We start from the raw sequence: 24,476 nt of genomic DNA on the forward strand, positions 1-24,476 counted from the left end.
CTTCCTTGTTTTGGGTATAATAGATATAGTTGAAAAAATTATGAAGAGAAAGAGAATTGAAATAATTTTCAAAGATACTGAGAAAATTGATTAAAGGAGAGATTGTTAATGATTGAATTTAAAAATGTCAGTAAGATCTATCCCGGTAATCAGGTTGCAGCTGAAAATATAAATTTAAAATTCAAGGATGGCGAATTTATATGTTTTATTGGAGCCAGTGGATCGGGCAAGACTACCTGTATGAGGATGATAAACAGGATGAACGAAATCACATCAGGCGAGATCCTCATTAACGGAGTCAGCATCAAAGATATGGATGCTGTTGATCTTAGGAGACAAATTGGATATGTAATCCAACAAATTGGACTCTTGCCCCATATGACAGTTTACGACAACATAGTTTTGGTTCCAAGGCTACTTAAGTGGGACGAAGAAAAATTAAGACCAATTGCAGAGAACTTAATAGAAAAAGTTGACCTGCCACTATCTTACTTAGAAAAATACCCATCAGAATTATCTGGTGGTCAACAACAGAGAATTGGTGTAATAAGGGCCTTGGCAGCAGACCAAGACATAATCCTAATGGACGAACCCTTTGGTGCTCTTGACCCAATAACAAGAGATGCACTACAAAAACTTGTGAAGAGACTTCAAAGAGAAATGGGAAAGACAATAGTCTTTGTATCCCACGACATGGATGAGGCTCTTTCACTTGCAGATAGGATAGTCATCATGAAGAAGGGTCATGTTGAACAATTTGATACACCAGAAAATATACTTAAGAACCCAAAATCAAAATACGTAGAAGAAATGTTGGGCCAAGAAAAGATGAACGAGGCCAAGACTTCTTATAGGACTGTTGAGACAATAATGCTTAAGAATCCAGTTTCCCTAACAAGTGACAGGTCAACCTACGATGCCCTTGCCCTTATGAGGAACAAGAGAGTCGACACGATTTTCGTTACTGACGAAGAAGGTCACCTACTTGGAGCAGTGGGTATGTTTGACATAGGAAAATTTGGTAAGCACATAAAACCCCTTGACGAAGTCATGGACAAGGTCTATGCCATAGAAGAGGACACAGTTATCATGAATGCCATTCGTGACATCTATAATCTCGACATAAAGAACCTTCCAGTAGTTGACGATGAGAACAAACTCGTGGGCCTTGTTACCAGGGCATCAGTAGTTGATACAATCTACACCAACCTTTGGGAAAATGAAGAAGAGGAAGAAGTTGAGGAAATTTACGAAGAGGACAATTTGTCTGAACTTATGAAGGATGCATCAGGTGAGTCACCTAAGAAAATAGGTGATAAAAATGATTGATTTTTTATTAGCGAATAGCGGAGAAATATTTTCAAAGTCCATGGAGCACCTTATGATTGCGGCGATTTCACTAGCCCTTGGAATTCTAGTGGCAGTTCCTATTGGGATCTTACTAAATAGGTCCAAGCAGGCAGCGAAAATTGTCATGGCAATAGCATCAGTTCTTCAAACAGTTCCATCCTTTGCCCTCTTGGCACTTATGATTCCACTTTTTGGAGTTGGAAAGAAACCAGCCATAGTTTCACTTTTTATCTACTCCTTGCTTCCGATTATGAGGAACACCTATCTTGGGATAGCAGGAGTAAATGAAAACCTAATTGACGCAGCCAAGGGAATGGGGATGACAAGGTCCCAAATACTTTTTAAGGTCCAAATTCCTATGGCCATGCCAGTTATTATGGGTGGTATAAGACTTTCAGGAGTTTACGTCCTTGCCTGGACAACTCTTGCAGCCTATGTAGGAGCAGGTGGACTTGGGGACTTTATCTTCAACGGACTTACTAACGCAATAATGCCAATGGTAGTTTGGGGCACAATTCCAGTTACCCTTATGGCCATAATAGTGGACTTCTTCTTTGGAATCCTAGAAGAAAAACTATCTCCCAATAAGAAAAGTGAGGTGGCATAATGAAAAAAATTAAAACATTTCTTTTAATATTTCTTATACTTCCAATCTTTTTGACATCCTGCACACTACCGGGAATTGGTGGCAACACCAAGACTAGCGTAGTTGTGGCAACGGGATCCAACACAGAAAGACAGATCCTGGGAGAAGTTGTAAAGCAAATGATAGAACACCACAGCGACATAGACGTTTCACTTATTACCAACTTGTCATCATCTGTCCTAAACCACATAGCCATGTTAAAGGGAGATGTAAACATAGTTGGTGCCATGTACACAGGTACAGCCCTAAGTGGGGAACTTGGCATGGACCCTATCAAGGACCCAAAAGAGGCAGAGAGAGTTGTTATGGATGAATACTACAAGAGGTGGGAGAGATACTGGTACCCATCCTTTGGCTTTGACAACACCTATGCCTTTATGGTTACAAAAAAATTCGCAGAAGAAAATAATCTTAAAAAAGTTTCTGACCTTGAGAAGCTAAAGGACAATCTCGAAGTTGGAGTTGACACAGCTTGGATAAAGAGAGAGGGAGACGGTTACAAGGCCTTCAAAGAAATCTATGGATTTGACTTTAAAACAGTTTATCCCATGGATATTGGCCTAGTTTACACAGCCCTTGCCAGTGGAGAAATGGACCTAGTCCTTGGATATTCCACAGACGGAAAGATTTCATCCTATGACCTAGTTGTCCTAGAAGATGATAAGAGACTTTTCCCACCTTATGACTGCTCACCAGTATTGTCAAAGGCAATTGTGGAAAAATATCCAGAGCTTGAAACCATAATGATGAAGCTTGTGGGTCAAATCTCATCAGAAGATATGCAAGAACTAAACCGTCAAGCAGACGAAGACCTGGAGATGCCAGCACTAGTGGCAGAAAACTTCTTGAAAAAGCATAATTACTTTGAAGATGTAAAAGTTGATCAAGAAAAGATAAAGGAATACAAGGAAGCAGTGGAAGGAGGAAAAAATGTCTGATGTAATGATTTACTATATGGAGAACGCGTCCTATGTCTTTGAACAATTTATTAGACACTTTCTAATTTCCATTTACGGAGTTCTCTTTGCATCAATAGTTGCAATACCACTTGGATTTGCAGTTGCAAGAAAGGGAAAATTATCAAGACTTACAATAAGCATTGCCAATGTAATGCAGACAATCCCATCCCTTGCCATGCTTGCCATCCTCATGTTTTTAATAGGAACGGGACCAAACACAGTGGTCTTTGCAGTATTCTTATACGCAATCCTTCCAATATTAAAAAACACAGTTGGAGGAATAAATTCAGTGACACCAGAACTTGTTGATGCAGCCAAGGGAATGGGGATGACGAAATTTCAAATAATGAAAAAGGTAGAACTTCCCCTTGCCATATCCATAATCATGGGTGGCATAAGAAATGCCCTTGTTCTTGCCATAGGAGTTACGGCAGTGGGAACCTTCATTGGAGCAGGTGGCCTTGGAGATATAATCACAAGGGGGATCACAGTTGCCAACGGAAGCCCTATAATAATAGCAGGAGCAATCCCAACAGCCCTAATGGCAGTCTTGGCAGACTTCGCCCTTGGAGCCATAGAAAATAAACTTAAACCAAGAACTTTTACAAAGATATAGAATAAAAAAAACTCAGGTTTTATAAGCCTGAGTTTTTTCATATCTTAATTTATTTTTTTACTCCTATAAAATTCCACGCTAGATGCCAGCGTATTCACCAGTACAATGTAGTGGTGGTAGAAGGAAAATAAAATTGCCCCAATGGGTCCTCCGACCATTTCAAGAGGGGTCCTGCCCGTTATGTTCCAGGGAATGTAAAGTGGAGTCATAATTGCAGAGTTCTCAAGATCAAGGGCTAACTTGTAGGAGTCCTTATAATTTTCCCTTGCCATTTCGTAGGTGATCATAGTGGTCAAGGTTTGGTTAGCAGAAAAACCTGCGATTATAAATGAAATAAAGGACATGACCACCATGTCGGGTAGCTTTTCAAACAAGATGTTTACATATTTTTTCACAACTACTAAGAGGTCTGTGTGCTTGAAAAAACCAAAGTAGCCAGATGAAATCCCTACAATAAGTAGCATCTTTCTCATAGATAGAAGGCCGCCACCATTTACTAGTGGTCCCACATCAGAGTCAATGTGAAAACCAAAAATCAAGGCCTTAAAAATTTCTCCAAGGCTAGCATCTTGAAAGATTATTGCAAAGAAAATAGAAATTATAATGGAAATTACCATGTTGATCCTAATGTCCACTTTAAATATAGCCAAGATGATTATGGAAAGAGTTGGGACCACTAAGAAGAAATTAAAATTAAAAATGCTGGCAATGGACCTCAAACTTTGAGAATTTATCTCGGCATCAATTCCAAAATTAAAAATTTGAAAAGTGATTAGGGTCAAAACTAGGGGAATGACACAGGTCCTAAACATATTTTTCAAGTTAACATAGAGGTCAGTCTTGGTAAGAGTTGCAACCAATAGGGCTGATGTTGACATTGGAGATGACCTGTCGCCAAAATAGCAGCCAGACAAAATTGCCCCACCAGTGATATAGGGATTGAAGTTCATGGCGGTAGAAATTGACATGGAAATTATGCCAGAAGTGGAAGCAGTTCCAAGACTTGTCCCAGTTAAGACTGAAATGGCAGAGTTAAAAATAAAAACTCCCACATAGAAAAATTTTGGGGCAATAAGCCCAGTCCCTTTATAAATTATGTAGGCAATAGTCCCCGATAATCGCCAAATACCTGTTATCATTCCAATTAACATAAAGACAAAGAGGATGGTCTTTGTGTCCAAGAGTCCCTCATAGACCATGTGAAAAATTTCTTTTAATTTGTAGTCTTTTATAAAGGCGTAAATTATTAGGAGAATCAAATTCAAAAAGAGGGCAAGGACAATTGATATATCAAAAATTATTGCTATGAAGAGATTCACCATAAATAAAATTAAAATTAAAATTTCTAGCATTTTCCACCTCCCTGACTTTCTTTACTCTAGCTTTATACTTTTTATTTTATAATTAAGCCAAGACATCTTTCAAGGAAATTTAGGCAAATCTTAATAAATTTGAAAGACTTTTGCAGGTCTTTACTATTGTAATTCTTGAAAAACTTAATATATAATTAAGCATGGAGGTAGATATGAAAAAATTTTATACAAAAGCGAAAGACACCATACTTAAAAATAGAAGAAATAAAATCCTAGCAGGAGGAGGACTGGCCCTCATCCTGGCCCTAATACTTATACCAAAATTTGCTGGCCTTGGTGGAGGAAAGGGAGAAACAATTTCTGAAAACCAAGTTGTGACCCTAAAGAAGGGGAGCGTGACAAACTCCGTCAGCGAAAAGGGAAAGGTTGTTCCATCAAACTCAGTGGAAGTATTTGCTGAAAAGTCCCTTCCAGTGACAGAAGTCAATGTAAAGGTTGGCGACAAGGTCAAGAAGGGCGACGTCATAGCCAAGCTTGACTCCTCAAGCATAGAGCAACAACTAAAGTCAAGGAAGGCCCAAAAGGAGGCCACAGACAAAAATGTGTCGGCACAAATTTCTGCTGCCAAGAAAAGACTTTCTGAAGCAGTGACTGGTCAAAAGTCTGGTAAAAATCCAGCCCTTGTTGCTGCAGAAACTTCCCTAACTCAAGCTATGGACCAATACCTTGCCGCAGAGAAATCCTACAATGACTTCAAGAGAAGTATAGACGAGAGATACAACCAAGGCATAGTTGCAGAGAAGGACTCCAGGCAAAATCTTGCCCACCAAGAAGAAGCAACTGACCTAAGATACAAGCAACTTGTGGAAGACCTAAATAGCAATAGGAACAAAATTGCTGAAAATAGGTCCCTTGCAAGAGACTCTTCCAGGTCCAAGGACTACTTGCAGTCAGATCTTGACAATGCCAAGAGAAGACTTACAGAAATTGGGATTGAAATATCTGAAACCCAAGCTAAAATTTCAGAAAAACAACAGAACCTTTTAGCTGGAGGAAGACAAAAAGCTGAAGAGCTTTCTAAGAATAAGCCTTCTAAAAACAATATGATAGACAAGGGTACGCAAACTATAAATGCAGGCACAATTGAAAATGGAATTGTAGATGACAAGACAAGTGGTGCAAATTCAAATTCTGACAAAATTACAGAAGAAATAAAAGAATTGCAAAATAAAGTAAAAAACTTAACAAGAGAACAATCAGAAACAGAAATCCTAATAGGAAAAATATCTGAAGACCTTGCCACTGCCAAGGCTGACGAGCAAAAATACGATTCTCAAGCCGAAGCCCTTGAAAAAGAAGTGGAAGGCCAGGTAAAACAAGTGGAGTCAACAGAACTTGAAGTGAGAAAGGCAAAAGAAGACCTCTATGCCGATGCAGACAAGGCCCTAAAGGCAAGAAAATCTCGTGACGACGAGTTAAAAACTCTAGAGAAGAACCTTGAAACTGCTAAGAACAACTATGATAATGCCAAGAAAAATCTAGAATCAACAAAACAACAAGTTGTCAACGAAATTTCTGGCCTAAGAGACAACCTAAACACAGCCAAGGCTGGAGCAAACAATCTTGATAATGTGGAAATCGAAAATCTAAGTCAGGAACTAGACAAGGTCATGATCAAGGCACCAGCAGACGGAACTGTGACAGAAGTCCCAGCCAAGGAAGGCCAAGTTCCAACAGGCTATCTTGCCAAGATCGAAACTATAGACAAGCTTAGGATAGAATCCCAAGTCAAGGAATACGACAAGAACTCCATAAGTGTGGGTACAGAAGTTGAGATCACATCAGATTCCCTTGTGGGAGAAGTCTTTAGGGGCAAGGTCATCTCCATTGACCCAGCACCAATGCCAGTTTCTGAAGACAACAAGTCTGGCGAAGTCCTCTACAAAACTGTAATAGAAATAGATGAAGGACAAGAAGAAAAGCTTGCTCCAGGCATGACACTTAGGGTAAAATACATCCTCAGCCAAGAAAGAGACACCTTCAAGGTGCCAAGTGATGCAATCTTCGAGAGAGATGGCAAGTCCTATGTCCTTGGTCTAAAAAACATTGGTAAGGATGACTACCAAATTGAAAAAGTAGAAGTCATAAGGGGACTTGAAAATGACGCAGAAACTGCCATCAAGTCCAAAGACCTAAAGGTTGGCGACAAGGTCCTTGCCACATCAGGAGGCTATGGAGAAGGAACAAAGCTAACCCTTATGAAGGACCCAAACTCCAAAGAAAGTGATGGAGATGAAAAAAGTGTAGACGCCAGCACTGCAGAAGCCGGAGGAGTTATTATAAAATGACAGGCAAGCTTATAAAAATGGAGGGCATAAAAAAGTCCTTTAATATAGGAAAAGAAAATGAATTGGAAATCCTCCACGGCATAGACTTTGAAGTAAATGACGGCGACTTCGTATCAGTTGTGGGCCAGTCGGGATCAGGTAAGTCAACCCTAATGAACATCATTGGTCTACTCGACAGGCAGACCTCAGGCTATTACGAACTCAACGGAGTCGACATATCCACCCTAAAGGACAGCGAGCTTTCAGCCTACAGGTCCAAAAAAATTGGCTTCGTCTTCCAGAACTTCAACCTAATACCCAGGTCCAATGCCCAAAAGAACGTAGAACTTCCCATGACCTATGCAGGAGTGGGGAAAAAGGAAAGGGCAGAGAGGGCAGAAAGACTCCTTGAAATAGTGGAGATGAAGGACAGGATGGACCACCTTCCCAATGAGTTATCAGGTGGACAAAAACAGAGAGTTGCCATAGCCAGGTCCATGGCCAATAACCCCGATATCATCTTGGCAGACGAGCCAACGGGAGCCCTGGACTCCAAGACTGGCAGAAATGTTATGGACCTCTTCCACAAACTCAACAAGGAAGACAAGAGGACAATAATTATCATCACCCACAACATGGAACTGGCCAAGGAAGCTGGCAGGATCTACAAGATGACTGACGGACTTTTGGAGGAGATTTAATGGATATATTAGAAACAATAAAACTCTCCCTTGAGGGACTTAGGTCCAACAAGCTCAGGTCCTTTTTAACCATGCTAGGGATAATAATTGGAATCGGGTCAGTAATCGGCATCACAACCATAGGAGATGCCCTCACCAAGTCAGTCAACAAGGCCTTTGACTCCATAGCCAACACAGCAGTCCAAATTTATGTAAAGCCAAAAAATGCCGACTACGATGGGGGAGAACTCACCGACTCCGACTACTTCTCAGAAAACATAATAAACTATTTAGAAGCACAAAAGGGCAGGACCATTGAAGACTTAGTCTACCATGGAGCCAGCGGCCAAGGCTATGTCAAGGAAGGGAGAGACAAGGAGCCAGTATCCATAGTTTCTACATCAGAGGGCGAAAAAAATCTTTTCAAACTCAAGATGATTGCCGGAAGGTTTTTAAATGACCAAGACGTGGCAAGGGGCAAGTCTGTTGCAGTAATATCAGACAAGGTCCTTGAAGAAATCTACAAGGTCCCAGCACCAGAAGCCTTGGGCCAAGAAGTAAAAATTGACGTCAATGGTAAACTCCTAGTTGCCACAATAATTGGAGTCTATGAGTACGAAGAGATGAAGGTCATGGGCCAATCACTTAATGGGGCCAGCTCATCCGTTTACATCCCAAGGACAACAGGGGACAGAGAACTTTTGACAGAACCAAGGACATCCTACTACGACATCGCCATGACTTTAAAAAACCCCGACACTATAGAAGAAGATGCCAAGGCTCTAGTTGATGACTTAAATGCCAAATTCTATAAGGACAACCCACGAGCAGAAGTTGCCCACTACTCAGCCGAGAGCGAAATATCACAAATGAACTCCGCTATGGGGTCCATTCAAGTTGCCATAGGAGCCATAGCAGCCATCTCCCTCTTAGTTGGAGGAATCGGCGTAATGAACATCCTCCTCGTGTCTGTGACAGAGAGAACCAAGGAAATTGGAATAAGAAAGGCTCTGGGAGCAACAAGAGGCGATATAAGAAAGCAATTTATCATTGAGTCCGTAATAATTTGTATTATTGGAGGATTCTTCGGCATAATCCTGGGAACCATAATAGGACTAATTGGGTCCAAGCTTTTAGAATTCCAAACACTTCCATCCCTTGGATCAATTGTGGTGGCAGTGGGATTCTCCATGCTAATAGGAATCTTCTTCGGCTACTATCCAGCCAACAAGGCAGCCAAGCTAGACCCAATCGAAGCCCTTAGGTACGAATAAGATGTAAGATATTAGAATCTTATAAACAATTAAAAAGACTATATAATAGAAGAAAAGCACTGTCGAGAGGCAGTGCTTTTTGCTTGACCTATCTGCGACCATATGCCAAAGAGAAGGACCGAAGGGAACTAGCGGATGTCTACTCTTGACCTAAAAGATTAAAGAGCAAATTAATTTTGAAGTCATAAAGTCCTATGACCTAGCAAAAAATTATAAGTTCCTGATTGAAAAATGAGTTTATAAAAAACTCCTAAGTCACAAACAAGTTGGACTCACTAATAAATTCTAAAGTGACAAATAAGTATGACTTGATGATAAACTCTTAAGTCATAAGCAAATAAGACTTGATGATAAATTATTAAGTCACAAACAAATATGACCTCAAAATAATTTTATAACTTGTAGTTAAGTTTGACTTGATAATTATTTTATAAGTTGCAAGCAAATAAGAGTTAATAAAAAATAAGATATAGACGAGAAAGATCTAAATGACAATAAACTAGGAAGCTCATGTAAAAATAAAAACTTACAAATATTTCCTAAGTGGTTAAAAATTACAGACTCACAAATAAAATTAAAAGCAAAAAAGTAAAATTCTTTCTATTATACATGTATTTATACGGGAAATATTTTAAAAATACAAATCATATTACAGGAGTAATAAAAATTAATAGAAATATTACAAGTCTAATAATTAAAAAAATAATTAAAGAGAATGTAAAAATATATTTAATAGATAAATAATATCAAAATTAGGTTCTTGTATTTTTATCTATGGAGAAAAGATTTCATAAAAATTAAAGAGTTTTACAAAAATAAAAAAATAGGCCAGGAAACCAGAGAGAATCACAATATAGAATCATAAAAATAAAAAAATCAAAAATTTTCTTTTGAAGAAAAATTGTATAAAATAAATACAAAAAATATACTTATATAATACATATATAAATATTTAAAAATAAGTAAATATAGGAAAGCGCTATATTTAGGGAAAGTTACAAAAGTATTACATAAGAAACATTGATAATAAGACATGAATAAAAAATAAAGATTCTTCGAGAGTATTCAAGAAAGACCAAAACAAGCCATTGGCGAAGGATAATTTACAAAATAGGTATTGATATCTTTTTATTCTTGTATTAGAATGTATATATCATTACTAGAGAGTTACATATTTCCTAGTAAAGACTTATTACTGATTAAGAGATAGGAGAAAGAAAATGGATAATATTTTTAAAAGATTTACGTGCCTATTCTTGGCATTATTAATGATATTGGAGGTATTTAGTCCAGTCACAGCACTGGCTGCAGGATTAGTAGATGATACCAATTATGAAAACTCAAATTCAAATAAGATTGAGAAAAAGATTTCCGACGAACTATTTAATAAGCCGGCCGAGAAGACCAGTCAGAAGGATACTAGGAAGACTAATTCAAATAAGAAAGAAGAAGTACATAAAAATTCTTCTAACAAGCCTAAAGAAACAGGCAAGGCTCCTGAACTAATACCGGCTAAGAAAACAAAGAACGATTACGAATTCTTTGAAAACACAAAGAAGAATGAACCGGACCAAGCCAAGGCTAAAGAAAAAGCAAAGGCAGAAGCAGAAGCAAAAGCTGCAGAAGAAGCAAAGGCAAAAGAAGAACAAGCTGCAAAAGAAAATGCAGAACTTGAAAAACAAAAACAAGAGCTTTTGAGAATCGAAGCAGAAAAACAAGCACAAGCAGCAAGAGCCAACGAAGCCGAAGCCGCAGCAGCCGAAGCAGAATATAGGGACGCTCGCCAAAAGAGAATCGAGCTAGAAAAGCTATTAGAAGAAAAGTTAAAAGAAAAGGGTCTAAGGGACCAACAAAAACAAGAATCAGAAAAAAGTCTAAACCAGGAAAAATCAAATAAATTAGAAGATAAAAATAAGACAGAAGATCTTACAGAAGATGAAGAAGAAAAAGGTCTACTAGAAAAAATCAAAGAAGGCCTTGGACTTACAGACCTACAAAAAGCAGACAAAGAACTTAAAAAAGCACTTAAAAACAAAGATAACGGTCTAGAAGAAATTCAAGCCCTACTTGATACTTTCGAAGATAAGTACGACTTGTCAAGAGAAGACCAAGCCAAACTGATGGCAGATAACGAAGAAGCCTTCCAAGAACTTATTGAAAGAGATAGGGAAGAAAACTTCAGGTCAGATATGTTGATGGCTAATCCTGTTGGAGCAAGCCCGGAAGAATTAGAAAATAAAAAGTTCACGATCAGGACTAGACTTGATACATCAACTATTACTGGAGCAATTCAACCAGGACAATTTTTTGAAATCAAGCTAGACCCAAGACTTACTGTTAAAACAGGTACTATTCTTCCAAACATTGTAAACGATGGAACAGTATTAGCGAAACCTGAGTACAACGAAAGTACGAATACAATTAAATATACAGTTGAAAACCCTATAGCAAAAGACCTACAAATTCCTATAGTCATAGATGTCGACTATAATGTTAACAAAATAAAAGAACTAGACAAAATAAAAGACACTCACCCTATTAACAATTCTATTTCTGGACTAGGCGTAGTTAGACCAGTAAAACTTCCAGAAGTAATGGTTAATAATAATGGTGACATAGTAAATGGAATTTCAGAAGAAGGCGGACATGAAGTTCTACAAATAGTAGAACCAGGGTCTGACTATAAGGTTTACATGGATGCTCATGGAACTCCCGTTGTAAAAGATGGAAAACTTGTAGCAGTAAATTGGTCAGTTACATTTACATCAACTAAAGACTTATTAGCTTTGGGTCTATCTTCAAACGCTACTACTGTTAAAGGATCTGGTCTAGGAGATTTTAGCGACCTATTATTAAATGGTGATGAGCTTAGAACTGAGGCAGATGGCCTAACAAAAAATGAAATTGAAGGTCAGCTTGGTATAGTAGCATCTAAAAACCATACTTTGAATAAATCTTTAAGAGAGGTTCGCTACACATTTGAAACAGAGATAACCAATCCTCAAGAAAAATATGCCCTAGACCTATCAGTTGCTCTTTTAAATAAGAAGAAAACAGGAGCAGTAAGACTAGTTTATGACGCAGCAGATAACAAGTCTTATATGGAAGATACAACTTCTAAGCGTGTGGGCGTTAACAATAGAACAACAATTATGGGTGAATTTTCATCTGATACAACAGCTAAATGGACTGTAACAGACCAAGTGTCAACAGGTGATAACACTAAAAAAGTAGACCCTGTTATAGGCTTTCCTTTAGCTACAAGAGAGTTGACAGGAGATCAAACCTTAGCATCAGCAAAGATGGCTGTTTATAGACTTAACCCAGGTGATGGTAAGATGGAGGTCATAATAGGAGAGACAGACCTTAATAAAACAATTCCAGCAAAGGGAAAAAATCCATCAGACCAACAATTTCCAGGTAGAATTGCAGTTTACGAATTTAACACAGATATAACAGATTCAGAAGCCGGCTATTCACTTTCAGGTGTTAACATCAACAAATACCAACCAATAAAGATAAAACAAACTTGGTCTGGTATTGATAGCACTCAAACAATGCCTAAACAAACCATAGAAGTTAAAGATGCTAATGGAAATCCTTTATCAAGTCCAATAACAGTTGATGAAGGAGAAATAGGTAAAGCTGATAGAAACTTTGATATCCCAGCTGTTAAAACATGGACAATAGGAAACGATGGATCAGAAACAAAGATTACTCCAAATATAATTCAAACTTTCCCAGAAGGACCAACTATAGATGAAACAAAATATTCTTACAAGGAAAAGTATAACTACTATTCCCTAGAAGATGGAGCATATAATCTTTATAATGTTATGACAGAATCTACAGATGAAACAGATTCCTCATTTACTATTATAAAAACAGATAGCAAGGATCCTAATAAGAAACTTGCAGGAGCAGAATTTACACTTCAAAGCCCAAGAGAAACTTTAAAACTACAAACAGACGCTAATGGACAAATAAACTTTAAAAACATAAGTCCAGGAACTTATAACTTAATAGAAAACAAAGCACCTGCTGGATACAAATTAGACCAAGAGCCTAAACAAATCACAGTCCACAATGATGGTACTGTATCAGTATCGGGAAATAATATTTCTATGCAAGGTGGAAAAGTAGCCACAGTTCTTACAAGACACAACTACTACCCATCATATCCATCCTACATGAATGCAATGCACTATGGTAGCATTGATGAAAAGGGAAATGTAGAATTTTATATCTATCTAAAACCAGAAGCAAATAGCTATGGTGGAAGTACAGATAAAGACACAAGACTAAATCTTAACCTAGCAGGTGGAGGAAAAATTGACACTGTAGAAGTTCTAGATGTAGCCCCTGGAGATAGATACACTACTAGAAACATAATGCAAAAGCAGACTGCGGGCACATATAAGGGAAATGAAGTTCTAAACAAAGATCACGCTAATAAAATTATAGGACAAGACAAAGTAGTAGATTCTTACACAGGTAAAACTGGTTACCAAATCAAATTCCCAGCTTCAAGATTTGGAAATGATTGGGGATTCTTGGTAAAAGTAAAGGCAACTGGTGGTACTAGCACAAGTGCGGTATCCTATGACTGGTTGACAGATAATTCAAGTGTTGCAAATGAAGCTAAGATGCAAGAAATAATTGGTCTGTCAACTAAAAACTCATCAGATTCTACAGGAGAAAACCCTACAAGTGATATAACAAGGATTACTATTACCAACGAAGCATTTCAAAAATCACCAATAGAACTTACTAAGCTTGATGAAAATAAAGTTGACGGCCTAAGTGGTGCAACATTTACCCTAAAGGATTCAAATGGAAATCCAATAATTGACGTTCAGTCACAAGCTGAAGGTGAAGGAAAAACTAAGGGACTTGTATCCTTTGGTCATCAAGCTCCAGGTAACTATACTATAGAAGAAAAGAAAGCGCCTAAAGGATACAAAAATTCAAATGTTGTATTTGATGTAAATGTATCTGAAGATGGCAAGGTAACTTACAAGGCAAGATTCAAAGATGGTAATGGTACACCAATAAATGGTGTAGACTATATCCTAGAAGATGTAGAGGTAGGACAAGATACTACTAATTACAATGTAACAGTTCTTAACCAAAGCATGAAGCTACAAGAAAAACAAACACAACCAGATGATGGCCGTCTTGGATGGCAAGAGGGCATTTGGGAAGCCTATGGTATAGAATCTTACAAATATAATGGTACTTATACTATTGGCAATGTTGTTAAAGGTGGAAGGTTCAAAATCCAATTTGATACTAACCTAGACTTCAAGAGATATGTCTACGAAATACCAGACCTTAAAGATGGTGATGGCAATTTACTTGCAAAACCATACTTTAACTACGACACTAATCTTTTGACCTATGTTTTTGTAAAAGATGCAACTGATGTGAGTGCGTCATTGGAAATTGTAGGTATTATCCCAGACAAGTACTATGCGACTCAAACAAACAAGACAAATGGTTATGATTTTAAGATAACAGTAGATCCAGACGATCCAAATGCAGCAACTAGCAATAAGACATTAAACTTTAATGTAAAGACTGACTACTATGCTTATGACTCCCAAGGTGGAGGCGGACCACTAACAAGTGAATATATAACAGACATTTATAAGGGTGACGATGGAGAAATCTACATGAAGGCTGTTTCTTATTACAACCCAACTAATTTGTCTAGTGGACCAAGAAAAGTTAGACTTGACTGGTTGTCGATGAAAAAACCAAGACCAGGTCTAGAATACTATCGTGCAGATGGATATCCAGCCTTTGGATTTGATGACCTAAAAGTATACAAGGTATATGGCGACCAAAATAGAAAACAAAATCTAATGCCATTATCCTATGGTATAAGACCAGAACAAGATACTTTTGATTATATTAGAGTTTATTCGAAATCAAATGTAGATCCACAAAAAGGATTCTCAGAATCTGGTGGAGAAGTAAGGGTTACCTATAAACCTGAATATCTAAAATCATATGAGGGTTTGTTAGACTACGGTCATAGCAAGCACCCACTTGAAATAGACCTACCTAGAGTAAGTGGAAATGAAGGTTATGTAATAGTCCAAACCTTTAAGGTAACAGATAAACAGAGATTCAAAGACCTATGGTCAGGATACTATCTATCAAATGGCAGTAGACACACAGGCTCTTACCAAAAAGGTAACTATAACTGGGCAATAGGATCAGAAACGGGAAAAGAAATTCCTAAATTCTATTCCCAAAAAATTAAACTGATAAATAAAACTTACCAACCAGGCTCATTTAAAATCAAAAAGACCAATGAAGTTGATAATACTAATTTACCAGACGCAATTTTTGAATTAAAAAACAAAGAAGGTAAAATAATTAATAGGTACAGTGGTTCTGACGGCCTAGTAGAATTTAATGACTTAGAACCAGGAGTATATACACTACAAGAATCTAAAGCTCCAAATGGCTTTGTTAAGTCAAATAGAAGATGGCAAGTAATAGTATATGACACAGGAAATGTAGTTATAAATGAAGTAGGTGGAAGTGGAACAAGCTTCACAGGAAAAGACACTATAATAATACCTGTAAGCAATAAACCAAGTGGAGGAAACTTCAAAGTCTATAAGAAGGATTCCACTGGAAAAGCTCTTCCAGGAGCTAAGTTTACAATAAAAGGACAAGACGGCAATACTATTAATAAAGAAGCTACTTCTAACGAAAATGGTATCGTTGAATTTGAAGGCTTAACTCAAGGAACCTATATTATAGAAGAATCTCAAGCACCAGAAGGCTACAGAAAACTCGATAAAAAATGGGTTTTAGTAGTTGATGCTGAAGGCAACAAAAAAGTTTATAACTATAGAGAAAAATCCGATCAAACAATTGGTTCAATCCTAGAAAAAGAGAATGTTAACTGGGTTAACGTAGCAGGCAGAAGCCTTGATGGCTGGAATCTATATGATAATAGACGTACTGACTGGACTGGAAACTTCCCAACACCATTTAAAATGGGAACAAGAATAGTTGGTATCAATAAAACTGAAAAGTATGTTATCCAAAGATATGTCCTAAACCCAGAAGCAGAAAGTATGGGAAAAACAACTGCTACAATCCACAGAGAAAAAATAGAATATCCAAATATGGATTGGTATAAGGGTAATGCAAAAGCTGGAAAAGATTATCAAGTATTTAAACTAGATAAAGCTGTCACAGGTGAAATAGAAGATATTAGACTTGCTGACTACAAAGCAGAAAACATTACTAGTTTTGTAGAGGGATCAGCTAAGAAAGTAGCAGGTAGGTATGGAGAACCAGACAGACTAAGCCTAGATTTCCCAGCAACTAACAAACCAATAGTTGTAGATATTAAGGTACCATACAATGAAGACACTGGCGGCGTTGGTACAGGCATGGACTGGGTTGAAAATGGTACAACCTATTGGAAGTCTGACTACTACGAAAAAGTTAATATAATAAAAGAATCAGGACCAGTACTAGAACAGTCTACAGGTATCCAAGGTTCTTATATAGCTGATAACTCTTTAGACGTAACCAATGAATCAAAAACATTTGGATTCAAACTAAAGAAGGTTAAAGAAACTAATGCTGCACAAGCTATTCAAGGAGCAGAATTTAAGCTAACAGGTCCAGAACCTAGCGAGGATGAAAGATTCATGACAACAGGCTCTAATGGAATGATATCTTTCGACAAGCTAACACCAGGAACATATAAGTTAGAAGAAAATAAAGCAGCTCCAGGTTATGAACTAGCGAATAATGATTGGTCAGTTAGGATAACAGATGAAGGAAAAGTTTTCATCAAACAAATTGCTAAAACTGAGGACACAAATAATACTACTGGAGAAGAAAGAGCTGCACAACCAGCACTTGAACCAGTAGCTGCAAACACAATCCTAACAGTAGGAGACCCTAACTCAACTGAAGCACAACAAGTTAGAAATCTTAGACTTGCAAAGCAAATGCAAGGCCTAAGGTCAGCTCAATATGGATTAACTTCAAAAGCTGATGAAAAATCTCTTCTTAGATCACAAGCAGAAATAAATCAAGAATATATAAGACAAAATATAAATGCAGTATATGGAGAAAACAATCTTGAAAACCAATTAGCTGATGGAATGACTTTTGGTGAAATTGCAATGGTTGCTTACAACAGAGACTTTGCACTAGGAACAAATTCAGGATTAGAAATTTCTGACGATCCACTTCCAGAGGCTCAAAGAGCTAGTGGATGGCAAAAAGTAGATCCAAATAAATCTACAATAGCAAGCCACCAAGATGAAGATGGAATCCAAACTAAAATTACTAGAATCAATAAAGATACTAAGGAATTTACACAAGTATTCTTAATTGATGGAAGTAAGACATTAGGTAAAAAACCTATTATGCTAAACTACCACACAGCTAATGGCACTTCAATAACTCCTAAGAATATCCGAGTTTATAAAGTTAAAAATGCTTCAACTATAGATAACTTACAAGCTAATGGAGCTGATATAAATCATAACGGACCTTTTGGTGACAACTACTACACAGGTAATACTATAAATTTCCCTTGGAGTACTGATAAGTATGCTGTTGAATTCACTGTAGACTACACTGACAACTCAAATTTAGGTTTAGAAGCTTATTATTTATACGACAGGCAAAAAAATCCACCTCTATCTTATTGGAAATATGCTACAGCAAACGAGTCTTACAACAGCGCAAATAAAATCAACTACAAACACCTAATTACAATCAAACAATCAACAGGTGGTAGTGTAACTGCTCCACAATATGGAGAAACTGGAAAAGAAATCAGCCTAAATATAGTACCTGACCCTGGATACGAATGGACAGGCAATAAAATTACTGATAAAGATGGAAATGTAATAGCACAAGATGTATTTAGCTTTAGAATGCCAGATAAGGATGTAATAGTAACAAATACTTTTGAGAAATTAAATACCGATGTGACAATCTACTTTAATGCCGGTAATGGTGGATCAGGAACAATGCAAAGTCAAACTGTTCCACAAGGCGATTACAAACTACCAAGTCCTACATTCACAGCACCAGCTGGAAAAGAATTTAAAGCTTGGTCAGTAGGTGGAAAAGAATATCAACCAGGAGATACTATCCAAGTAAGTGCTAATACAACACTTACAGCACTTTGGAAAGACAAAGCAATTTCCGGTTATAAAATAACCATTGACCCTAATATTCAAAATGGTAAGGTAACAAGTAATAAATCTTCAGCAGTAACTGGTGAACAGTTTACATTGACTATAAGGCCAGAACCTGGATATAAATTAAACCAACTATTAATAGGTGGATGGGATTTCACACAAAGAGTAGTTAACAATCAAGCAACATTTACCGTTAGGGATCAGGATATAGATGTCTCAGCAACTTTTGTTAGAGATCCATATAAATCAATCATAAGCTTCGATCCAAATGGTGGATCTGGTGTAATGAAGAACCAAGAAGTATATAATGGCTATCAATACAGAATACCAAATTGTGAATTTACTCCTCCAGCTGGAAAAGAGTTTTTAAGATGGACAATAAAAGGATATCAGGGTGTATACCTACCTGGAGGATTTATTAAAATTGGTGGAGACTACACATTTGTAGCTCAATGGAAGGATGCTCCAGTAAATCTTGAGAGTATAAAAGTTAATAGTTTAAACCACAAGACAACTTACAAAGTTGGTGAAGGATTAGATGTAACAAACCTTACAATCGAAGCAACGATGTCTAATGGTACTAAACAAACAATTGCTGTAAACCCTGGTATGGTAACAGGATTTAGTTCAGCAAAAGAAGCACAAGATATGCCACTTACCATAACATATGGTGGCAAAACAACGACTTATAATGTAAATATTGTTAAGCCTGAACCAGACGCTTTTGATATAAACATTATAAGTTCAAACAATGGTAAAGTTGAAGCTGACAAGCTAACTGCAAAAGCAGGAGAAGAAGTTACTCTTACAGCTACAGCCAATGAGGGATATACATTCTACTCATATACTGTTACAGATGCAAGTGGTAACCCTATAACAGTTACAGACAACAAGTTTACTATGCCTAAATCAGTAGTAAATGTTTCTGCAAACTTTATTCAAGATGGTGGAACAAAACCTGGCGAGGATGAAATTGAAATTCCAGAAGGAAAATTTGCATTAATTACCAACCCACAAACAGGTATCGAACTTAAAATCTATAAGAAGAACAATGCTGATATAGGTCTAATTGGTGCAGAATTTGAATTAAAGAAAGATGACGGAACAGATACGATAATTGCAAAAGCAGTATCCGATGAAAATGGTAATGTAGTATTTGTTGACGAAAACAATAAACCTATCAAGCTACAAGTTGGTAATTACCTATTAACAGAAACTAAGTCGCCAGCTGGTTACAAAAAACCTGCAGCACCTTGGAAACTACAAGTAGTAGAAGAAAGAGGACAACTTGTTATTAAAGAAAGTGGTCCAAAACACACATCTACTTCATATCTATCATCTGAAGGGGCAAAGGCAGGAGATAATACTAGTTCAACTGATGCAATTAAATATAAGTCAATAATTAAAAATATTGACCCTGTTAATAAGACTTTCGTCCAAAGAATCTATATAGATACTAGAGGATACAAAGGTGCTGACAAGATAAACGTCCAAATAACTCCTACAACAAAGAGAGAAGAAATTGATACACCTTCACAACCTCCAAAGACAACAAGTGGTGGTGTAAAGACTGCTTATAGGACAACTTATAAAGTTGCAAACCCAGCAGACAACTTAACCCCTGATGATGTTCTAAAAGATTATGACTTAAGAAAATCCAATGTATCAGTTGTTAACACTGCAAGGTGGAGACCATTTGACTGGGGCTTTGACGAAGACCAAATCAACCTATCAAATGATGGAGTTTACTTCATAGATATTGAAGGATTCTACGACGACAACATAGTTGACCTAAAGGAAATAGAACTTAAGGTAGACTTCTATGCAGGAGAATGGGTATTTGCTCAAAGAACTTATAAAAATGGAAAATTAGGTTGGAAGGTTGATAAGGACATTGGAAACACAGGCGGTCTCCAAACTAAGAGAGACGCAGCTTACCAACAAGGTATGGAAGCCCTATACGCTTATTATTCAAGTATTTATGGAGAAGCAGAAGCTAAGAAATGGTTCTATGGTAATTCTGACGAGCAAAAATATGATGTTTGGTTAAGAAAAGGTGCCACAATAGCAGGTAATTATTACGATGCAGGCCGCATTGTACTAGCATCAAATGTTGATAACTCAAATATCAAAAATGCCACACCAATCCAAACTTCATATACTAAGGCGAATATTAAAGACTTGTATTCTTCAGATAGTATAAAGACAATTCCTCAAGATGGAATGACAATAACTAACGAAGATGAAACTTATAATATTACTTTCTCTAAGCACGCCAAACTAAAAACAGATGGAACAGAAGAAGACTACAATAACAACAGACTTGAAGGTGCTGTATTTAAGCTACAAAAGAGAGAAGGTTCCTTCTGGTATGATCTAGATGAATCTTATGTAGCATCAGCCTTCAATGGTTACTTTGGATTTAGAAGACTAGAACCAGGTCGTTACAGACTATTAGAAGTAACACCACCAATAGGCTACAAGCCAATTGAAGGAGAACTTCTACAATTTACAATCAAACAAATTGATACAAGGTCTGGAAAAATCATAAATCCAAAGACTAAAAAGGAAGTAGCGTTAACTGAATTAACAATAATAGACCCATACAATGAAGAAAAAATAGAACTTAATAATGCTAAGGCTAAGATAAAAGGCGATCCAGATAATAAAGTCTATAATTTTAGCGAATTAGTAAATACAGATAAGTTCAACATGGATACTTGTATGATTCTAAGTGAAGTTAAAGATAAAGATGGAAATCCAAAGGAAATACCACTAAAGACTGCAAACTTTATAGACCCAGAATCAAATGAACCAATGGGTAGAATTATTGCAGGTGCCCAAGGTTATATAACCCTAGAATACAAAGAAGGCGGTTATGTAGCAGAATATGGTAAAGCAGGATCATCAGGTGGTTCACTAGTTGACTATGTAACAGCAGCAACAGCTAAGAACATGGGTAAGATATTGAACGAAAAACCTGGTAAAGGTAAAGTCACTATCAAAAAAATTGACGAAAACGGAAATGCTTTAGGAGCAACTGCAGATGCTAGTGGAGAATTGACAGTTGGAGCTAAATTCCAAGCTATCAGGACTAGTGGTAAGAAGGATAAAGACGGAAATCCTGTAAAAGATGCAGTTTATGAAGGTACTGTAAATGAAAAGGGTGTACTTGTAATAGACGGTCTTCCAGTTGGTAACTACGAACTAAGAGAAGTAGAAAATCCATCTGGTCATATCAACACTGGCCAAGTATGGCACTTCACAGTTGGTGGTAAGGACCTAGACCCATATTCTGGAGACATAGCAAGGACAGGTCAAAACTTAACAGATAATATTACTCTAAGCAAATCTGAACTTAAAGTTGTTAGACCAGACCCAGATGATGCAAAAGTAACATCATCAGAAGGAAATAGTGTAGTCAGACCTCACGTTGGACAAAGTTTGGAATTTGATAACGAATTTAAACTTGATCCAAATATTGAGATAAAACCTGGAGACTACTTCGTACTAAAACTATCTGACAATATGGACCTTGTAGGTATTAGAACAGATGAGGTAGGAAACATGGACCTCTTTGCAGACGGTGTCGGTACAATAGCCAAGGCAGACTATGACAAAGAAGCAGGAACAATAACTTACACATTCACAAAATATGCTGAGCAATATAAGTTATTGAGCTTTGAAAACAAGATTACCGCTCATATAACATTGGATAAGGTTAAGACATCAGGAAATCAATATGTTGGAGTAGGACTTGGAAATAATAAGGACAACTATAAAAATATAGAAGTAAAATATGTTGTCGATACAATTGAAAGAACAGATTACACTAACTATATTAATATGGCATCTAAGCTTTACCATTACAATCCAAAAACAGGTGAGTTCGTCCATTACTTCTATGTAAATAGAGATGGAAAGTACAACGGTAAAGATTTATACTTCAAATACACACCAAGTATAGATGTAAAAGACTTACAATTCACTTATTATAAACTAAGGGATAATAGTGATTATGCAATAGCTCAAAGTATGCCAGAGTCTTTCGCAGTTAATGAAGACAGTCCAAACTTAAGAAGAGTTGGCGGTATGCCACCAACTGATATAAGGGCTAATGAATCAACAAAAGAACAGCAAATAGGAAAACTAGACCCATATGGTCCAATGATTATTAAAGTTACAGGTACTATGAATACTGAAAATCTATTATCTTATAATGGTATATCAGACATATACAATTACAATACTTTCTATAGTTATCAATATGGAAGATATATTACAGAGAAGTATCCAGGTGTATCTAGAACAGATTGGATTTTCGAATTCAAAAATGCAAATACAGCTTCTGCTGACTTAACTATCCAAGCAGTTAACCCATCTAATAGGATTCAGTTCAAGAAAGTTGACCCATATGGTCAATTAATTAAAGATAAAGATGGAAAGCTATTAACAGCATCCTTCTCCCTATTCAAGAATGGTGGTACAGTAGAAAAGCCAAACGATACTTGGACTCCTAAAGGAAATGCAAAATTTATTGACAAGGACGGAATTGTTCTTTACGAAAAACTTGAAGAGGGCTACTACAAGCTAGTAGAATCAAAAGCACCTGAAGGTTATATAAAACCAACAAAAGCAGTTGCCTACTTTAAAGTAGATAGTTCTGGAAAGATTTATCACAAAGTAACTGTTCCAACTCCAGATGGCAAGGGTACTGAAGAAATCTTCCAACCAGTTGACGGAACTATTCCAATCAACATTGTAAACAACAAACCATTCGAATTTGAAAAAGTAGATGGCGACGATAAATCTAAGAAGCTTAATGGTGCAGTATTCAAAGTTCTTTATAAAGAATCAAAAGATGGAAAATACACTGATTACAAAGTAGCCAATGCACAAGGCAAGAAGGAAACTATGAAAGTAACTTCTGGTGAAAATGGTAAATTTAGTCTAAACCTAACTAAAGACGGTTACTACGCACTTGAAGAGACTAAAGCTCCAGATGGCTATGGTAAATTCCCTGGATATATCAAGGAATTTAAGCTAGAAAATGGAAAACTTCAAGTTTTTGAAAAAGACCCATTAAAGGCAAGCAAGACTATTGGTGCAAATGGCATGATAACAAGTGAAATCCTTGAAGTGGATAAGGACAAGGGAACATTTAAGCAAAGACTTGTTATAAATCCAGGCAACAGTAAATGGACCTTTGACGAATATGATTCACACCTTAGACTTTTTGTAGAAGGTTGGAATGTTCAAGAAACTAATACTTCTAAACTTATTAAAGTAGCGGTTCTTGATAAGGATAAAACTATTAACGACTTGAAAGATGCTGACTTTAAGACAGTTACTCCAACTAATTACACTGTAACATCAACTACTAATCCACTTAAATACTCAATAAGAGAGATGTATGGAAGAACTAACTACACAAGAGATCAAGAAGGTAGAAGCAATTTATCTACAGATAAAACTCTAGTAGTAGAATTTACTGGAAAACTTAAAGAAAATGCAACAAGTCCAGTAAATCCAAAATCTGATGTATATATCAATGCTTTTGGTACAATGATTGACGAAGTAACAAATAGGCTTGATATAACGAACATATCAAGCAATGAAGGATCTTATATTGATTCTAAATCACCTATCCAAGTGGAAAACCGTAAGGCGGAATATCCTCTTACTGGTGGTAGGGGTACGTTGATATTTACTCTTGCTGGGCTTGTGCTTATGAGTGCGGCGGCTTATGTTTACAGCAGGAAGAGGGGTGTTTCTTATGATGAATAGTTATAGGGACACCAGGAAAAGTCTTCTTATGATGAATAGTTATAGGGACAAGAAGAAAAGTCCTCTTATGGCGAGTAGTTTTAAGGATGCCAGATCTAATCTTCTAAGGCTGAAATTTTATAGAAAATGTAAGGCGGAAACTTTTGTGACAGGGGGCCTCGTGGCCGACGAGAGAAGGTGGTTGTCCTATGATTAATAGTATTAAGGACAAGAAGAGGCACCCTCCGTAAAGTACTTGTGAAAAGTGCAAGTCAAAATCAATGTTAAATGAATAGAGAGTGGTGGAGGGAAGTCCGGTGGTCCACCCTCATAGATGAAAGGGCC

10 protein-coding genes are annotated in these 24,476 nt (G+C 36.9%); 9 read left to right on the forward strand and 1 reads right to left on the reverse strand.

What is annotated here, in order from left to right; genetic code table 11:
• Positions 1-108: 108 nt before the first annotated feature.
• The 4 genes from DRZ96_RS04885 to DRZ96_RS04900 are packed head-to-tail and all read left to right on the forward strand — an operon-like array spanning position 109 to position 3,571.
• Positions 109-1,329: an ABC transporter ATP-binding protein gene (locus DRZ96_RS04885; protein ID WP_112889798.1), complete on the forward strand. Its 1,221-nt coding sequence runs from the start codon at positions 109-111 to the stop codon at positions 1,327-1,329.
• Positions 1,322-1,957: an ABC transporter permease gene (locus DRZ96_RS04890; protein WP_112889799.1), complete on the forward strand. Its 636-nt coding sequence runs from the start codon at positions 1,322-1,324 to the stop codon at positions 1,955-1,957. The genes DRZ96_RS04885 and DRZ96_RS04890 overlap by 8 nt, the downstream gene beginning before the upstream one ends.
• The gene (locus DRZ96_RS04895) at positions 1,957-2,934 is read left to right on the forward strand and encodes an osmoprotectant ABC transporter substrate-binding protein (RefSeq protein WP_112889800.1); all 978 of its coding nucleotides are present in this window, start codon (positions 1,957-1,959) and stop codon (positions 2,932-2,934) included. The genes DRZ96_RS04890 and DRZ96_RS04895 overlap by 1 nt, the downstream gene beginning before the upstream one ends.
• Entirely contained in the window at positions 2,927-3,571 is a 645-nt protein-coding gene (locus tag DRZ96_RS04900; protein WP_070700250.1) for an ABC transporter permease, read from the forward strand. The genes DRZ96_RS04895 and DRZ96_RS04900 overlap by 8 nt, the downstream gene beginning before the upstream one ends.
• Before the next feature lie 44 nt (positions 3,572-3,615).
• Here the strand turns inward: DRZ96_RS04900 and DRZ96_RS04905 are convergent, their stop codons facing one another.
• Positions 3,616-4,923, reverse strand: a complete 1,308-nt coding sequence (locus DRZ96_RS04905) for a Na+/H+ antiporter NhaC family protein (protein ID WP_112889801.1) — start codon at positions 4,921-4,923, stop codon at positions 3,616-3,618.
• A 173-nt stretch (positions 4,924-5,096) separates the two neighbouring features.
• Here DRZ96_RS04905 and DRZ96_RS04910 point away from each other — a divergent pair, with 173 nt between their 5' ends.
• The 5 genes from DRZ96_RS04910 to DRZ96_RS04930 all read left to right on the forward strand — a co-directional run bounded on the left by DRZ96_RS04910 (position 5,097) and on the right by DRZ96_RS04930 (position 24,348).
• Entirely contained in the window at positions 5,097-7,232 is a 2,136-nt protein-coding gene (locus DRZ96_RS04910; RefSeq protein ID WP_112889802.1) for an efflux RND transporter periplasmic adaptor subunit, read from the forward strand.
• Positions 7,229-7,912: an ABC transporter ATP-binding protein gene (locus tag DRZ96_RS04915; RefSeq protein ID WP_112889803.1), complete on the forward strand. Its 684-nt coding sequence runs from the start codon at positions 7,229-7,231 to the stop codon at positions 7,910-7,912. The genes DRZ96_RS04910 and DRZ96_RS04915 overlap by 4 nt, the downstream gene beginning before the upstream one ends.
• Positions 7,912-9,165, forward strand: a complete 1,254-nt coding sequence (locus DRZ96_RS04920) for an ABC transporter permease (RefSeq protein ID WP_112889804.1) — start codon at positions 7,912-7,914, stop codon at positions 9,163-9,165. The genes DRZ96_RS04915 and DRZ96_RS04920 overlap by 1 nt, the downstream gene beginning before the upstream one ends.
• A 1,220-nt stretch (positions 9,166-10,385) precedes the next feature.
• On the forward strand, positions 10,386-24,152 hold the full coding sequence (locus DRZ96_RS04925) for a SpaA isopeptide-forming pilin-related protein (RefSeq protein WP_146740967.1): 13,767 nt from the start codon (positions 10,386-10,388) through the stop codon (positions 24,150-24,152).
• On the forward strand, positions 24,142-24,348 hold the full coding sequence (locus DRZ96_RS04930) for a hypothetical protein (RefSeq protein ID WP_112889806.1): 207 nt from the start codon (positions 24,142-24,144) through the stop codon (positions 24,346-24,348). Before DRZ96_RS04925 ends, DRZ96_RS04930 begins: the two co-directional genes overlap by 11 nt.
• Positions 24,349-24,476: the final 128 nt, after the last annotated feature.

Source organism: Peptoniphilus harei (assembly GCF_900454685.1).
Classification (GTDB): domain Bacteria; phylum Bacillota; class Clostridia; order Tissierellales; family Peptoniphilaceae; genus Peptoniphilus_A; species Peptoniphilus_A harei.

Coding starts and splice junctions, on each gene's coding strand:
- DRZ96_RS04915 (WP_112889803.1), top strand. CDS start 7,229: ATGACAGGCAAGCTTATAAAAATGGAGGGCATAAAAAAGTCCTTTAAT.
- DRZ96_RS04900 (WP_070700250.1), top strand. CDS start 2,927: ATGTCTGATGTAATGATTTACTATATGGAGAACGCGTCCTATGTCTTT.
- DRZ96_RS04885 (WP_112889798.1), top strand. CDS start 109: ATGATTGAATTTAAAAATGTCAGTAAGATCTATCCCGGTAATCAGGTT.
- DRZ96_RS04895 (WP_112889800.1), top strand. CDS start 1,957: ATGAAAAAAATTAAAACATTTCTTTTAATATTTCTTATACTTCCAATC.
- DRZ96_RS04930 (WP_112889806.1), top strand. CDS start 24,142: ATGATGAATAGTTATAGGGACACCAGGAAAAGTCTTCTTATGATGAAT.
- DRZ96_RS04925 (WP_146740967.1), top strand. CDS start 10,386: ATGGATAATATTTTTAAAAGATTTACGTGCCTATTCTTGGCATTATTA.
- DRZ96_RS04910 (WP_112889802.1), top strand. CDS start 5,097: ATGAAAAAATTTTATACAAAAGCGAAAGACACCATACTTAAAAATAGA.
- DRZ96_RS04905 (WP_112889801.1), bottom strand. CDS start 4,923: ATGCTAGAAATTTTAATTTTAATTTTATTTATGGTGAATCTCTTCATA.
- DRZ96_RS04920 (WP_112889804.1), top strand. CDS start 7,912: ATGGATATATTAGAAACAATAAAACTCTCCCTTGAGGGACTTAGGTCC.
- DRZ96_RS04890 (WP_112889799.1), top strand. CDS start 1,322: ATGATTGATTTTTTATTAGCGAATAGCGGAGAAATATTTTCAAAGTCC.